The sequence below is a fragment of the Pseudomonas gingeri genome (genome assembly GCF_013386115.1).
Lineage (GTDB): Bacteria > Pseudomonadota > Gammaproteobacteria > Pseudomonadales > Pseudomonadaceae > Aquipseudomonas > Aquipseudomonas gingeri.
Genome location: NZ_JACAOR010000001.1, coordinates 930,538 through 945,543, shown reverse-complemented (window position 1 = coordinate 945,543; position 15,006 = coordinate 930,538). Strand labels below are relative to the sequence as shown.

Genomic DNA, 15,006 nt, shown 5'->3' with positions numbered 1-15,006 from the left:
ACCATGGACGCTGTTGGGGAGGGAGTTCAATGTGCAGTTGGGGGCTTAACGAAGTCAGGGTCGCGGTGCTGGATGTCATTGATACCTACGTCAATGACCTTTGCACGTGTGCTCCGGCGCAGGGTGGCACTCTCCTGTATCCGGGCTCGGGCGCTGACATCGCCAACGCATTGTTCTCCTCAGCCAGCCGGATCGACACTTTTGTCTTTGTGGACAATTGGCAAGGTGGCGGCGGTGTCGAGGTCGCGTTTGAGAAAATTGCTGAAGCCTTGCGCAAAGCCATCCCTGATGATGCTACTCCCGAACCGCTTGCCGCTGAGGATGTGCGGGCGTTCGCAACCCAGATCAATATCGCCTCTGCCTGTCCGATGCTGGCCTTCCAGTTCATGTTCAAGGGCAGGGCCAGGCGGCTGCTGTTCTTGCGAACCTCGTTGGAACGCTTCTTTACCGACAATGGCGGCTTTCGATGCCATGTGGTTTTCGTCAAGGACCTGGGCGGAACCACCTCCACGGTCTCCTGCGAGATGGCGCTACCGTGCCTGCATCTGCACGGACTGTTCGTAACCAACGAAACCATTCTGCACATTCAACTGTATGGCCTCAGACGACTGGTCAGTCTTGTCGGGGTCGGGTATGGGGATACGGTCGTGGCGCATAAAGTGCGCGATTTGGATGTGGGTATTCTTCAGGGCGTGAGTGAATTCGCTGATCAACTCAAGCGCGCCGCCGATGCGTTTTTTGCGGAGTATGAGGACACCTATGACTTTCTTTCCCTGAATTATGGGGCCGTACAGCCTCATGAGGTCAAGATCCTTGCCGACGGTATGGCACGGATAAAACCCCTGCTGACACCCTACGGGTTGACACCTGACGAGCAGTTCGAGATCTGCAAGAGCGTGCTCCAGGCCGGCACCTGGGTGCCTCAATGGGATCATGACATTCCCGCCTACCTGGCTGCGTGGCAGTTACAGCATATGCAGGCGCACACGGCCATGCTCCTGAACCGACCACGCCCACCTGGACGCCCTCGTACGATCAAGCCGAGTTTTCACTAGGTCGTCTCCCATTGTAGAACGCGGTGAAAGTTTCCTTGCTCACGGAGCGACCGGGGGAGGGGCGCGATTACCGGCTGCTCGGCGCCAGGGCGCGCCCAGCGTTGGGCGATAAGCAAAACGGGAAGCCAGGCCTCCCGTTCGGTGCAGCGCCTTGTCAGCCGTTGGCGCTAACGCTCAACTCATTGAGCATCGTATCCATTCTCAGCTGTGCCAGCTCAATCAGGTGCACCACGCCCATCGCTACCTTGCGATTCGGGCCGGTCTGGTTGTCGGCGTTTTCATAGGCCGTGGCTGCCGCGGATTGCAGAATCGAGTAGACGTCGAGCAGGGTGGTTTCCCGATCCCTGGGCAGAGGCAAGTCCTCCAGCAGCACGGTGACAGGGATGGACTTCGAACCTGCCTTGGGCCCAAGGTCATAGTGAGACAAGGCCAGGTCGGCGATACGAGAGTCGATGTTTACGGCGTTGGGTGATGCAGGCGGATTGGGGGTTACTTTGAACATGTGGCGTGACTCCAAGTCAGTCAACGAGGGAGCCGCCACCATCGCTACTAAACGATGTAAGGGTGGCGGCCGAACGCAGGTTAGTAGACCGGTGACTAGGCCCGGCGCGCACGAAGGCGCCCTGCGCACGGCCACCATAAAGCCAGGTCGAAGAAACATACCTTGCAGAAGGGGGCACTTTGCGCCTAGTCACACGGCGGGCTACTAAACCCGATCACTGATGAGCAGTGACGAGTTGAAGCCTAGCGAGGTGATCAGGCGCAAACAAGCGGTCAGGATTTTCTAGGAAATTTCACTCAATGGAAAGAGTTCTATCCTGCTGGCGGCTCGAAATCACTGGCCATAGGGGACAAATAAAACATGTTGTAACATTTGACGGTTTTGAACGAGTGTCCTCCCATTTTTTCAGTGCTGTTTCAGAGCAATTCTTCAAACCGGCGTGTCCCTCAAAAAGCAGCCACGTTCTGTTGGCGAATCAGCTTCTTGTTTACGAAAGGCCCTACAGTGTTTTTTGTCGACTATCTGCAAAGCTGACCTGAGCGTCGCCCCTTCGGGGCGTCCGAGGAGCGAAATCATCAGTTACGAGGTCAGAAGCATGGTTGCCGACACCAAGAAGAAAGGACTCATCTACCGCCTGGGCTGTGTCTACGGCTGGCTCTCCGGTTGTTACCGCAGGTATGAGGAACCAGTGATTCGCTGGGCAATGAGGAAGGGCATGCCCGCCACATTGGCGGGCATGCTGAGCGGGCTGGTACGGCTGGCGTTGATTGGGGCTTTTTTGTACCTGGCGTTCTGGGTTCTGGTCGCGATTATTGTATCTGTTGTACTCATGGAGATAGTGATCTGTAGTTTTTCTTCGGACCCTACTGAGGAAATAGTTACCTTTAATGCTGATGAAGTATTCCCTGATCCTTACTCGCCGGAAAATATCAATGATCCTGCATTTTATCGTGACGTCTAATCAATAAATTTAGTTTTGTTTATATTTAGCTATTAATTTTTTTGAGGATTTCTGCACTATGCCTTTGCCTTGGCCTCCGAGCTGCTGTGCACTATTTGTTCCTTCTGCAAGACCTCGTAAAATTTGTCCTGATTGAAGCCCAACCCAAGTCAGTGATGTCATCCAGAAAGAGGGCATCAAAAGAAACATCGCCCCCATCACAATGTTCAGCAGAAAATCCGCCTGCTGATTGTTCAATCCCATCAACGGATTCAAATTCGCATGCGGCGAGGTGAACCCATACAGGGTGTCGAAGATGGTGCTGTCGATCCAGCGTGCTAGCTGGAACCAGAAGTCCACGAAAATCATCGCGAACTGCATCACCGATATCGTAATGGCTGCTTTCAGGTCGTAGCTGCCGAACACCAACACCAGCGGAATGCAGATCACCAACGCCATCTTCAACGCCGCCATCACCATCGGTAGCGCCTGACGCACAACGTCCATGGCGGGAAGGTTCGCCAGACTGCCCGTGGCCGTTCCCACAGCCCCGGTCACACGGATGGCGGTATCGGGTATCGACGCCCCGATCCGCCCGCCGTAATCCGTATAGACGTTGCCCTGGGTCATGCGCTGGCTACTGGGAGAAACAACCTGCCGGATGATCGAGTCGTTCACCTCATCCTGACTGGCGAAGCTGGCCCATCGGGCGAAACGCTCCAGCAGGCTGCTGTCCACCTCGGCAAGCAGCCGATTGCGCAACCCTTTGTCACCGTCATTCCACCACTGATTGCAGGTCGGGTATCCGCCGCCATTGCTGACCTGCGCCAGGCCCATGTCCCGATCCGGGTCATAGGGCCACTCAGCACGCGGGGTCTTGGAATGGTAGGTATCGTAGTACCCTGACTGCTCCAGGAAGTACCGGGAGCCGATCCAGTTGATGTCGTTGGTTATCTCTTCGGTGAGGGTGGGGCGGTTCATGAACAGCTTCGCCCGGGCGTAGCCGTAGCAGTCGTTGGTGAAGTCGGCGACCTCCTGACCGAGCAGAGGATCGTTCAAGCGGGTGTTGTTCACCTGCATGCGCATTTGCCGCAGATCCGTTCCACAAGGGATGGCCGCGACTGCTGCACCACTCACCGCCTTGGACATCGAATGCACGAAGAACCACCACACCGGCACCTTGGCGCTCTGGTCGTTCAGGGTGGTGAAGGACCGTCCCCAGCCGGTGTCCTGAGGATCGGGTTGCAGGTACTGACATTGCTCTGAACGGCTCTTGTCGAACTGCAAGGTGCTGAGGTCTAGCTGAATGAACGGTACCCCGGCAAACAGGATCACTGCCGTCGCCAACCACAAGCGATGTTCGATGCTGGCGCTGGCGGCCAGTGCTCTGTCACCGTCACCGCCTTCCTGGCGCGCCTTGAGCCACTCCTGGAGCATGATCACCACAAAGGGTAATGCGAACAGGCCTGACTCCATCAGCACGTTCCAGATCCCGTTACCGACCAGCCAGCCCACCAGGGTCAGGTAGTACTCCAGATAATCGTTGGTGTAGAGCGTCATGTCAGGACGTCCCACTGGACGTACGCCCGCAGTATCTCCACCACTAGCAGCGCCAGAGCAACGGCCTTTTCGGATCGTCTCAGCCCCTTGAGAAAGGCCGGCTGAGCCCTGAGCAGCTTCTTGCGAAAGCGCATCCATCCCAACACGCCCAGGCCGTACAACGTGAGGCGTGAAACCAGGAAGTGCCAGTAGGTATCCACTTGCCACCCCTGCCAGGCGGTGAGATGCATCAGGGAAAGGCCACCCACGTTCATGAGGGTGGCGACGAGGAGGGCCAGCAGGGCGAACACCATCGGCCCGAAGAGAATCAGCCCGAGCAATTGCACATATTGGCGTGTGATCATCATTTCACCGCCTGCTTGCACGCGAGCGAGACATGGCAATAGTCGGCAGTCAGCGAGCGCTGGCCGGCGACCTCAAATGGCGAATTGAATGCAGCGCTGAAGGTCGGTACGAGGAGGGCAGAACAGCGCTTGATGACGCTGGCCGGCGACCAGACCCTCTTCATCGATGCAACAGCAACAGTGGAGATCGAGAGTTGAAAGCAGGGTAGAGGCATGGCGTGGCTCCTGAGAAAGAAGCCTCGAATCCTCCTCAAGACGTCGCAGGATCACAGCCGGAAAACTGATATGCAAAGGGAGCTTTTGCTTATGGTGATTGCGCAATAGTTGGTTCAGCTTCTGCGCTGATCCCGCCTGCCGACCGAGGGACGATCCGCCCGGCCTTTGGAGAAAACCCCGAGGGCGCCGATAGCCTCTCGTCCAGATCGACCGAGCCACTGATTCATGAACCTCACCGACGCTGTCCTCATCCTGCTACTGGCCGCCCGTATCCACGGTACGGACGAAGCCGTGCGGGCCTCCGCCAAGAGCTGCGTGAAGAAGCTGCCGCGGGGCAGCGCGACCTGATCTACAACGTGATCAACAGCCGCAGCCCCATGGAACTGGTGGCCTTTCTGGCTGAAAATCTCAGTGACTGAACTGTTCTACAGTACAGAGGAAAGTCCAACCAACGGAATAAAAAGAGAGGGACCATGACCATTTTTAACGTGAACTTCGCTGTCGACGACATGGAAGGCCGGACTGTATTGGTCTTCCTCAAGCCGCAACAACCGCAGCGCGACTACCAGATTCATGCTTGGCAGGTACTGGAGGGGGCGCCGGGCGCTACCGAATCGTTCAACTACGAGGCGATCATCGAAACCGATGTGACTACATTCGGCGGAAGGGATGACAAGAGGATTGTCTCGGAGCGCCGGGTTATGACTCCTGGCGCGCTGTTGCAGGCGATCAGTCCGAACGGATTGTCGCCGCTTTTGCAACCGGCCCCGACCTCGCTGGCGATGGAGAAACTGACCCCCCAGCAGTGCGGGGTAATCAACAAGACCAACCCCTACTTCCAGTTTGACTGCAACTGGTACGTCAACGGAAGCCCGGTGGTGACCATGCCCAAGGTGGATGTAATGATGACAGTGAGCTTCGAATACTTGCCGAACTTCTACTTCATGGTGGCGACACCACCGAGGGTTGGGCAGACCTATATCGTGCAGAACTTCTCTGATACGACCCAGTACGTCCTACCCATCACCGCCACGGAGGTGGATGTCATCCTGACCCGGGAGCATGGGCTGTGGAACTTCGACTTCCAGGCCAAATGATCCTGGCGCACGGCGGCGCTTGGTTGCTGCCGTGCGTTTCTTCGAGGGCACGGGAAAAAGAGGCTGCGTTATCCGCAACCGGTGATTGGGTTAGAGGGTACGACCTGATCCACAAACGGGAGGCCAGGCTTGAGGGCCGTCTGCTGTCGACCCATAGGGACTCACGAATACGCTGCTAAGCTCTGTGATGTGGCCAATGGCCATTTTTCACTTCTTTCTCGTTTCGAGCTGTGTTTCTGGTATGGCACTCAAACCATACAAGGAGTTACGCATGGACAAGGAAAGGGTTGAGTCGCATCTGAGGCATGACATGCGCCTTCCAAGGGGAAGGTATGTACGCAAGTTACTCGCATTCCTCCGCAGCCCGCTCGCCGGGTACATCACCGGCATCAATTTGCGGGTCGATGGTGGCTTGTCTCCCATGCTCTGATTCCTGGCGCATCGCAGCTCTCATCAGGCCATCCTCTGCCAGCTCGCGCAGATGCTGCGTCAGCATTTTCTGCGAGATGCCGGGCAGGTCCCGCTTCAACTGCAAGGTGCGCAGGGAGGGATCGGCATAGAGCCTGAAGATAATGGGCAGCTTCCAGCGCCCAGGATCATCCGTATCGCCCTCGCCACGTGTGCGACTGAGTCTCCATAGCGGTGCGCTGCCAGCGCTTTCTGAAGACCCCAATCGAATCGAAGCCGTCATCTGTACAGGGGGGGCTGCTCATGTCGCCGACAGGACCTGCTGTGCATCACATACCGATTCGATCGCCAGATCCCAGGTCGCCGGATTGCCGAGGCGCACCTTGAGCAACTCGACGAGTGCATTGATTTTTTTCGAGCCACGTTTCGATGGTTTGAAAATGACCGAGATCATGCTGTCCTTTGGCGCGTAATCCTCCAGGACGATCACGAGCTCACCGGCCACGATGGCATCGGCCACGATAAAGGTTGGCATGATGGTGATTCCCAATCCGGCCTTTGCGGCATCAAGCAACTGGAAGCCGCTGTCACTTCGCAATCTGGAGTGAATAGCGAATCGCTGCAGTTCATCGCTCACGGGCAAATTCCAGAAACGGTCGTTTTGTCCCAGGCTGTAGAACAGTCCGTCGTGATCGCTCAGGTCGCTGGGATGCAGGGGCACTCCACGTTTGGCCAGGTACTGTGGGCTGGCGCAGATGACATGGCGGTTGGGCAGCAACGGTTTGGCGACGACTGCGCCATCCGGGATTCGCCCTGCACGAATGATCAGGTCGAAGCTTTCGTCCAACGGATTGACGAAGTCGTCACTGGCCCGAATATCCAGGTGCAGGTCGGGATGGGTCACGGCGAATTCGGTCAGGATCGGGGACAGATAGCGAAGCCCCAACACCATGGGTGTGGCAATTCGCAGATGGCCACTGAAACCGGCGCAGGAGGATTGCAGGCTGTCTTCGGCACTGGCGACATCATCCAGGATGCTGACGCAGTGCTCGTAGAAGCGCAGGCCCGCCTCGTTGACGTGCAACTGCCGGTCGCGGCTGAACAACGCGACCTTCAAGCGCGACTCCAGTGCGGCGAGTCGAGTACTCACCACGGATTTGCTTGTGCCCAGCGCGCGTGCGGCGGTTGCCAGGCTGCCGGCATCGACCACCGCCACGAACGTGCTCATTTCGACCAGCTTGTTCAAATCCTGAGCCCTTTATTCGGATGGCCTGACAACGCGGGCCCCGATGGGAGCAGGGCCTTAAACGTATCAGTCTATGCCATGACCTTCTGTTCGGTCTGCCCCGGGATGGTTCTTAAAAGCCGAACGCCGGATCGATTTTTACTGCCTGTTTCCGATAGCCGGTCGCGCCTAGATTCCGCCTTGATTATTCCCGGAAAAGCTGACTTAACGAGGTGGTTTCATGAGTGACTCAAGCGATTTGATCAATCCTGGTCGAAGAAAAGTCCTTGGCCAGACGCTGGCGCTGTCCGCCGCAACCCTGGTCGGTGCGGGCCTGGGTATTGGTTGTGATGCCTATGCGGACAACAAGCCCGCCGGCAAGGGACAGGGGGAGGCGCCGTTCGATGTGATCATCGTCGGGGCGGGATCGGCAGGCGCGGTCCTGGCTGCGCGTTTAAGTGAGAACCCCAGGCGCCGGGTGTTGTTGCTTGAAGCGGGCAACAACTATGCGCCCGATCGCTATCCCAAGGAACTGGTGAAGTCGGACACAGTGGGCGCGAACCTGGATCCGCGCTTCGAGTGGGGCTACAAGACCGAGCCGGGCTATGTCGGCCATCCGATCCTGGCCATCCGCGGCAAGGTTGTGGGCGGAAGCTCCGCGATCAATGGCGCCGTGGCCGTCAGGTCCCGACCTGAAGATTTCGCCCGCTGGAACCTCCCGGGCTGGAGCTACGAGGACATGCTTCCCGCCTTTATCAAGCTTGAGGCCCACAGTGGCGGTGCGACAGGCCGGCATGGCGCGAAGGGGCCGTTGCCGGTCCATCAGTTGGCCCGTGCCGATGTCACCCCGATGCAACGTGCTTTTATCGATTCAACAGTCGCATCAGGATTCAAGGCAATTGCTGACTTTGATGGGGAGGAGGCCAACGGGGTCGGCCCTTATGCCATGAACGTCGTCAACGGCGAGCGTATCAATACCGGGATGGCTTACCTGACCAGCGCCGTGCGCACCCGACCCAACCTGACCATCATCTCGGATGGCCTGGTGGATAAGGTGTTGTTCGACAACAAACGTGCAAACGGCATCAAGTTGGCCAACGGAGCGTCTTATCGCGGTCATGAAGTCGTTCTGTCTGCTGGCGTCTATGGCAGCGCTGCCGTGCTCATGCGCTCCGGTATCGCGCCTGCGGACCATTCCCGGCGTCTGGGCTTGCCGGTGTTGGTGGACCTGCCCGTGGGACAGAACCTGGTTGACCATCCGTTCTACTACAACGCCTATGCCGCTCGTCCGGAAAAGCTCGGTGCGCAATCGCCGGCGATTGGTGCGTTTCTCTGGACGCACAGCTCGACGGCTGCTCGGGGAGAGTTGGACCTGCATATCACCGCGACGCACCTTTTTCCTCAGGACAAGAGTCCTACCGGGGCGGGGTTTGTGCTGGCCGTCGCCCTGACACGGCCCTTGTCACGTGGCAAATTTTGGCTGGACAGCCTAGACCCGTCAGCCGCGCCGCGTATCGATCTTAACTTCCTGGCCCAGGAGCATGATCGCCAGCGCTTGCTTGAGGGGGTCAAGCTGTCGCGTCGGATTGCCCAGCGGCCTCCGCTGAGCGAGATGATCGCCAGCGAACTGATGCCGGGCGAGGACGCCCGCAGTGATGAGGAGATACTCGCTGCCATCAAGGCCACGCTGGACAGCTACGAGCACCCGGCCGGTACCGCACCTATGGGGCTGGCCAGCGATCCAGCGGCGGTTGTGGACCTGCAGGGGCGTGTGCATGGCATCACCGGACTGCGGGTCGTGGATGCATCGATTTTCCCGGACGCCATGTCGGCGGCCACCAACGTGACCACCATTGCGGCCGCCGAGCACATCGCATCGATGATGGGCTGACGGGCTCATGAAACCCGCCAGGGCGCTCCAGCCCTGGCGATCAGCCGATCAACGGGGCTGATGTGTCTTGGGGAGGGGCGCCTGGGTGATCGAACCGGCGGTACTGACGATCAAGACGGCGCTGTCGGCTAACTGTTGTGCTCGCACTCCGACGTTCTGGTAACACCGTGACTGCCACTCCCGCTGCGCGTCCAGGCGTTGCAGTTGGCTGGCACCGCCCGCCGAATAGGCTTTTTCCGTACGTGCCAGGGAGGTTGCGGCCGAGGTCAGCGCGGTGTCGCTCGCCTCACTGAGCGCAACATCGTGGGTCAGCGCCTGAAGGCTGTCGGCCACCTGTCCGAAGGCCTTGATCACCACCTGCTGGTAGTCCGCCTGGGCGGCTGCATAGTCAGCCTTGGCGGCGTATTGGGCCGCGTGCAAACTGCCGCCATCGAACAGCGGCGCCGTTAGCCCGCCAATGGCATTCCAGGCGAGACCTGCCGGCCCGGAAAAAACACCCTGTTCACTCAATGCTGCGCGCAACTCGATGTGCGGATAACGATTCGCGGTGGCGATGCCCACGCTGGCGCTGGCGGCATGTAAGTGAGCCTGGGCGGCAAGGATGTCCGGGCGCTGGCTGGCCAGTGCCGAGGGAAGGGTCAGTGGTAAATCAGCCGGTAATACCAAATCCTCCAGGGCCAATTCGTTGGAGTGTTCTGGGGCCGGTAGTGCTCCGGACAACACGGCCAGTGCGTTTTGTGCCTGTGCTCGCTCTTGCTGGAGTAGAGGCACTTGCCCTGCGGTGTCGGCGATCAGGCGCGACTGGCGATCAAGCTCGTCCTGGGTGGCCACGCCGCTGAGCATCGCCTGTTGCATCAGTGTCAGTCGGTCGCGCTCGATCTCCAGCAACGTGTTGATAATGCGGAGCCTGGAGGTGGCTGAAGCCGCTCGAATCGATTGATAGACGACCTGCGCGCTGACATTGAGCATCACCGCATCCAATTCGTTGCTGGCCAGGATTTCCTGTGCCTGATGCTGCTCGACGGTGCGTTTGATCGCACCAAAGAAGTCGAGATCAAAGGTGGCTGCCAGCCCCGCCGAGTAAGCGCTGAAGGTCGGTGTCTGGCGGTAGTCCGGACCCAGCTCGGCAGCCCCGATGCGGGTTCTGCCGATGCCGGCGTTGGTATCCACCTGCGGTTTTGCGCGCCCCGCCACGCTTTGCGTGATATAGGCCGCACGTTCCAGGTGAGCACGAGCGGCCTGGATATCCAGGTTGCCTTGCAAGGCGTGCTCGACGCTGTCGTTGAGCTCGACGCTGCCGAAGGGGCGCCACCAACCCCAGCCCACCGCGCGGGTGTCGTGCAGCGTCTGCGTGCCAATGCGCCGCGGTTGTGTTGCCAGGTACGTCGCTGTCGCAGGCGTCTGGGGCGGCTGAAAGTCCGGGCCCGCGGCGCAGCCGCCCAGCAGCATTGCGCCGACCAGGGGCAGCCTCACGCACACGGACAGTTTTCTATCGGTCTTCAAACTCATGGTGGATAATCCCATCGAAGTCATTGAGGCAGCGTCAGTCATGCTGACGTTTGAAAAACAGCACCACCACGAATGCAGCGAACAGGCAGGTGCCTTGCAGCCAGATGGTGTCCGCGTAGGCCAGCAGCGAGGCCTGTGTCCTGATCTGTTCGCCCAGGGTCATGTAGGCTTGATGCTGGGCTCGGAGCGGATCGGCACTGGCGATACTCATGAAGTGTTCGGTCAGGGTGTGCAGCCGGGCGCTGGTGGCCGGGGAAAACAGCGTGACCTGCGTGGTCATGACTTCGGAGTGGTATTGTTCGCGGTGGGTGATAAAGGTTTGCAGCAAAGCGATGCCGATGGCGCCCCCGAGGTTGCGCATCATGTTGAAAATCGCCGCAGCCGAACCGACGAACCGACGTTCGACATTACCGGTGGCCAGCGCCGCCAGAGGCGTCATCACCAGCACCTGGGCCAGCGCGCGGATAATGTTGGAGAACATGAATTGTTCTCCGGAGAAGTCCGGTGAGAGCGGCGTGGCGAACACGGTACCGACGCCGTACAGGAGAAAACCCAGTGCGGCGAGCATGCGCGGATCGATCAGGCGCATCAGTCGAGGCAGAAACGCAATCAACAACAGCTGCGGCAGCCCTAGCCAGATCATCACTGCGCCGATCTGCCGCGAGTTGTATCCGTGCAACCTCGCCAGGTACATCGGCAAGGTGAAGATCCAGCCGTACATGGTGAAGCCAAACACAAAGTTGAGCACCGTACCCAGGCCGAAGTTGCGCTGGCCAAGAATGCGCAGATGCAACAACGGCTCCTTGCGCCAGAACTGGATCACGGTGAAGATGATCAGCGACACTGTGGCGATGACCGACAGATTGAAGATATAGGACGAGCCCAGCCAGTCCTTGCGATTGCCTTCTTCCAACACGGTTTGCAGGCAGCCCAGGCCGACTGCCATGGTGAGGATGCCCCACCAGTCTCCTTTGGCGAGTAAATGCCATTCGCGCTCCGTCGCGGCAATCGTGGTCCAGAGAATCGCCACGGTGAGCAAGCCTGGCAGTACGCTGATATAGAAGATCGATTGCCAGCCGAACCGATCGTTGAAATAGCCGCCGGCCACCGGTCCGATGGAGGGGGCGAGCACTGCGGCCAGTGAGTACACCGCCATGCCGATTGCCAATTGATGGCGGGGCAGGCTGGTCATGATGATGGAGAAGGCCAGGGGGATCAGCGCCCCTCCGGCGAACCCCTGGATCGCACGCATCACGATCATCTGCCCCAGGGTATGGGTGAAGGCGCAGGCAACGGTAAAGACGATGAACGCCACGGCGCTGCCGATCAGGTAGGTACGCATCGACAAAATACGTGTCAGCCACCCACTCATGGGAATGACAATGATTTCCGCGACCAGGTAGGACGTGGTGATCCAACCGCCTTCGTCGGCTCCGGCGCCGATGGCACCTTGGATGTCGGCCAATGAAGAGCCGACGATCTGGATATTGAGGATGGCGAGAAACGCGCCCAGGGCTGCGCCGCAGACAGCGATCCAGGTTTTCAGCGAGGCACCGGCGGGCGGGCTGGAGGCTTCCTGTGAGGCCGAGTCACGGCTGGCGACAGTCATGGCATGCTCCCAGGTACTTTAGATGTGGATGAGGCATGGTCGGCTTACCCCTGGTGGCCTGTCGTGACGTCGACCTGCACCGACATGCCCGGACGCAACCTGCCTTGCAATTGGCTGGGCACATCAAGGGTGATCCGCACCGGAATACGCTGAACGATCTTGGTGAAGTTGCCAGTGGCGTTGTCCGAGGGCAGCAGGCTGAACTCCAGCCCGCTGGCCGGGGAGAGGCTCTGTACATGCCCGCTGAGGTCTTCGCGGCCAAAGCTGTCCACGTGAATTCGTGCTCCATCGCCTTCGCGCAGATTCTCCAACTGTGTCTCCTTGAAGTTGGCGATGACATAGACCGCTTGCAGCGGCACGACAGCCATCAAGGCACTGCCCGGTTGCACCCATTGGCCGGGACGAACAGTCCGTGAGCCCACCGTTCCGTCGAAGGGCGCGATGATTCGGGTGTAGGTCTCGTTCAGTTCGGCTTGTTGCAGCGCGGCTGCGGCCTGCTGCAATCGTGCCTGTGCGACGATTTTATCGGCCGTCAGTGTCTCGACCCGGCGTTGGCTGGCGCGGGCTGATGCACGTTGCTGCGCCAGTTGGGCTACGGCGATCTGTTGTTTCGCGTCGTCCTCCTGGGCGCTCTGCTGCGAGGTGTAGCCGATGCCATTGAGGGTGCGTGAGCGATTACGGTTGAGCGAGGCGATATCCAGTTGTGCGGCCATGGCGGCAACCCGGGCGTTGGCCTCGTCGATGCGGGCTGATTGTTCCCGGATCCCCGCGTCCAGGCTGGTGAGGGCAGCGGCTGCCGCATCTCGTGCGGCAATGGCTGCGGCGAGCGCCGCCTGGAAGTCATGGTCATCGAGCCGGGCCACTACCTGACCGGCCCGGACCACCTGATTGTCCTCGACATCGACCGAGGCTACGTAACCGCAAACCCTGGGCGCAATGACCGAGAAATCGGCTTTCACATAGGCGTCGTCAGTGCCTTCGATGAAGCGCCCGCTGGTCCAGTAGCGGATCGCTGCATAGGCGACGAAGGCAAGACAGACAGCAGCGACAAGGACAATGAGCAGCCACCGCAAGTAGCGTCTCGATGATGTAGGGGAGGGGGAAGATAGGGAGTGTTCCAACACAGATGCTCCAGCAAGAATAGGCGAAGTACATGACATCACGGGTGCTGCGGTCTTGGCGCCGGGCCTGGCGATGGCTATGCTTCCGATTTTCGGAAGCATGTTCATGGCGGATGAAATCAACGATCTGCGGCTGCTCGTTCAGTTGGTCTCCTCGGCGGGAGTCACCAAGGCTGCGATTACCCTGAACAGCTCGCCAGCGGCTGTCAGCCGTCGTCTCACGGCCCTGGAAAATCGCCTCGGGGTGCGCTTGATCGATCGTCACGCCCGGCGTTTTCGCCTGACCGAAGAGGGGGCGCTGCTGCATGAACGGGCACTGTCGATCCTGGAGCAGGTGGATGAAGTCGAGGCTGAAATCAGCGTCGGCAGCCAGCCGAGCGGGCGGTTGCGGGTCTGTACTCCCGTCCATATCGGTCGAACGGACATCGGTCCGTGGGTGGCGCAATTCACGCAACGCTATCCCCATGTCAGTGTTGAGTTGGTGTTGACGGATGCCGAGGTCAATCTCGTTGAAGAAGAGATCGACATCGTGATTGGCGTTGGCGAGCCAGATTCACAATCGGTGGTCAGGCGTAGCTTGCTGGTGAATCGTCGAGTGATCGTTGCCTCGCCCGACTACCTTCAACGCAAGGGGGCGCCACGGGTGCCCGAGGACCTGCTCAAACATGATTGCCTGCTGTTGGTACGTGGACGGCGGGTGTTCGATCGCTGGCGTTTTGTCGAAGATGGCAAAGCCTATGAGCTTCAAGTGCGCGGCCGCATGCTCACCAACAGCAGTGAGGTCACTCATCAATGGGCGTTGAGCGGCTACGGTATTGCGGTGAAGATGCTTTATGACATTACCGAAGACCTGGCTGCCGGTCGGCTGGTGGAGTGCCTGCCGGAGTTCGCCAGTGATGGCATCGACCTGTACATCTGCTATGCCGCCAGACGCCATCTGCCGGGGCGGGCCCGGGTATTCATCGATTTTCTGGTGGAGGCAATGGCGCGTCGCGCGCTGTCGAGTTGAGTCAGACCGGACGCTGGTCACCCGCGCCCGGCCTTGTCGGTGGTCAGAGGCCAGTCGCTTCGCTACCGGCTACCGGCTTCCATTTCTCCAATGGCGTCAGGTAGTGCAGTTCAAATCGACGCTCGACAAAAGCCCAGCGCCCGCTTCGTCGCTCAAAGTGGTCGTGGTACAACCCGCTGATCTGCGTCGGGCCCATCTCCACGTGAATCACCAGACAGTCCACGGCGACCTTGGCGGTGGCACGATCACCTTCCAGCTCAAGCAAAGTGTTGGCCATCCAGTGATGCATGTGTGGCATATGCGACCAGTTCTGGTGCGCGGACGCGATGATGGCTTCGATACCTTCGAAATAGCCGAAGGCATCGCCCAGGTCCAGGATCGCGCCTTCGTGCCAGATGCTGCGCAGCAGGGTTTCATCGCGACTGTCGAACGCGTGCCCGTATTCGGCGACCAGGCGGTGAATCGCCAGCTCGCTTTCTATCGCGTCCAGACGGGCTTCCAGCGCTTGCTTGCTCATGAT

15 protein-coding genes and 1 pseudogene are annotated in these 15,006 nt (G+C 59.3%); 6 read left to right on the top strand and 10 right to left on the bottom strand.

Translation table 11 applies throughout. The annotated features are described in order from the left end of the window. Window positions 1–29 precede the first annotated feature (29 nt). On the top strand, window positions 30–1,055 hold the full coding sequence (locus HX881_RS03990; RefSeq protein ID WP_177082956.1) for a hypothetical protein: 1,026 nt from the start codon (window positions 30–32) through the stop codon (window positions 1,053–1,055). Window positions 1,056–1,209: 154 nt separating this feature from the next. On the opposite strand, the gene HX881_RS32720 is transcribed toward HX881_RS03990, so the two are convergent. After that, entirely contained in the window at window positions 1,210–1,557 is a 348-nt protein-coding gene (locus HX881_RS32720; protein ID WP_246356437.1) for a DUF6124 family protein, read from the bottom strand. Between the two features lie 595 nt (window positions 1,558–2,152). On the opposite strand from HX881_RS32720, the gene HX881_RS03980 reads away from it, so the two are divergent. Then, entirely contained in the window at window positions 2,153–2,518 is a 366-nt protein-coding gene (locus HX881_RS03980; RefSeq protein WP_177082954.1) for a DUF3742 family protein, read from the top strand. A gap of 9 nt (window positions 2,519–2,527) precedes the next feature. On the opposite strand, the gene HX881_RS03975 is transcribed toward HX881_RS03980, so the two are convergent. The 3 genes from HX881_RS03975 to HX881_RS03965 are packed head-to-tail and all read right to left on the bottom strand — an operon-like array spanning window position 2,528 to window position 4,616. Then, a complete protein-coding gene (locus HX881_RS03975; protein WP_177082952.1) occupies window positions 2,528–4,057 on the bottom strand; it encodes a conjugal transfer protein TraG N-terminal domain-containing protein in 1,530 nt (509 codons plus the stop codon). Further along, on the bottom strand, window positions 4,054–4,404 hold the full coding sequence (locus HX881_RS03970) for a hypothetical protein (RefSeq protein WP_177082950.1): 351 nt from the start codon (window positions 4,402–4,404) through the stop codon (window positions 4,054–4,056). Before HX881_RS03970 ends, HX881_RS03975 begins: the two co-directional genes overlap by 4 nt. Next, a complete protein-coding gene (locus tag HX881_RS03965; protein WP_177082948.1) occupies window positions 4,401–4,616 on the bottom strand; it encodes a hypothetical protein in 216 nt (71 codons plus the stop codon). Before HX881_RS03965 ends, HX881_RS03970 begins: the two co-directional genes overlap by 4 nt. Window positions 4,617–4,842: 226 nt before the next feature. Between HX881_RS03965 and HX881_RS03960 the strand changes: the two are divergent. Beyond that, a pseudogene (locus tag HX881_RS03960) lies at window positions 4,843–5,036 on the top strand (DUF7740 domain-containing protein). A gap of 54 nt (window positions 5,037–5,090) precedes the next feature. After that, on the top strand, window positions 5,091–5,714 hold the full coding sequence (locus tag HX881_RS03955; protein ID WP_177082946.1) for a hypothetical protein: 624 nt from the start codon (window positions 5,091–5,093) through the stop codon (window positions 5,712–5,714). A 343-nt stretch (window positions 5,715–6,057) separates the two neighbouring features. Here the strand turns inward: HX881_RS03955 and HX881_RS03950 are convergent, their stop codons facing one another. Further along, window positions 6,058–6,405 (bottom strand): winged helix-turn-helix transcriptional regulator, encoded by a 348-nt coding sequence (locus tag HX881_RS03950; RefSeq protein ID WP_218171547.1) that lies wholly within the window; start codon window positions 6,403–6,405, stop codon window positions 6,058–6,060. 18 nt (window positions 6,406–6,423) lie between these two features. Next, window positions 6,424–7,368, bottom strand: a complete 945-nt coding sequence (locus tag HX881_RS03945) for a LysR family transcriptional regulator (protein WP_177082944.1) — start codon at window positions 7,366–7,368, stop codon at window positions 6,424–6,426. 220 nt (window positions 7,369–7,588) lie between these two features. Here HX881_RS03945 and HX881_RS03940 point away from each other — a divergent pair, with 220 nt between their 5' ends. Further along, complete coding sequence (locus tag HX881_RS03940) at window positions 7,589–9,238, top strand: GMC family oxidoreductase (RefSeq protein ID WP_177082942.1); 1,650 nt, start codon at window positions 7,589–7,591, stop codon at window positions 9,236–9,238. Window positions 9,239–9,286: 48 nt separating this feature from the next. On the opposite strand, the gene HX881_RS03935 is transcribed toward HX881_RS03940, so the two are convergent. Genes HX881_RS03935 through HX881_RS03925 form a run of 3 tightly spaced genes read right to left on the bottom strand, consistent with a single transcriptional unit; the run spans window position 9,287 to window position 13,429 of the window. Then, window positions 9,287–10,747: an efflux transporter outer membrane subunit gene (locus HX881_RS03935; RefSeq protein WP_177082940.1), complete on the bottom strand. Its 1,461-nt coding sequence runs from the start codon at window positions 10,745–10,747 to the stop codon at window positions 9,287–9,289. A gap of 34 nt (window positions 10,748–10,781) precedes the next feature. Beyond that, window positions 10,782–12,356, bottom strand: a complete 1,575-nt coding sequence (locus HX881_RS03930; RefSeq protein ID WP_177082938.1) for an MDR family MFS transporter — start codon at window positions 12,354–12,356, stop codon at window positions 10,782–10,784. 44 nt (window positions 12,357–12,400) lie between these two features. Further along, the gene (locus HX881_RS03925; RefSeq protein ID WP_246356436.1) at window positions 12,401–13,429 is read right to left on the bottom strand and encodes an HlyD family secretion protein; all 1,029 of its coding nucleotides are present in this window, start codon (window positions 13,427–13,429) and stop codon (window positions 12,401–12,403) included. Window positions 13,430–13,583: 154 nt separating this feature from the next. Between HX881_RS03925 and HX881_RS03920 the strand changes: the two genes are divergently transcribed. After that, a complete protein-coding gene (locus tag HX881_RS03920; RefSeq protein WP_177082936.1) occupies window positions 13,584–14,486 on the top strand; it encodes a LysR family transcriptional regulator in 903 nt (300 codons plus the stop codon). A gap of 43 nt (window positions 14,487–14,529) precedes the next feature. On the opposite strand, the gene HX881_RS03915 is transcribed toward HX881_RS03920, so the two are convergent. Further along, window positions 14,530–15,003 carry a nuclear transport factor 2 family protein gene (locus HX881_RS03915; RefSeq protein ID WP_177082934.1) on the bottom strand — a complete coding sequence of 158 codons (474 nt, stop codon included), beginning with the start codon at window positions 15,001–15,003 and terminating at the stop codon, window positions 14,530–14,532. Between the last annotated feature and the right edge of the window lie 3 nt (window positions 15,004–15,006).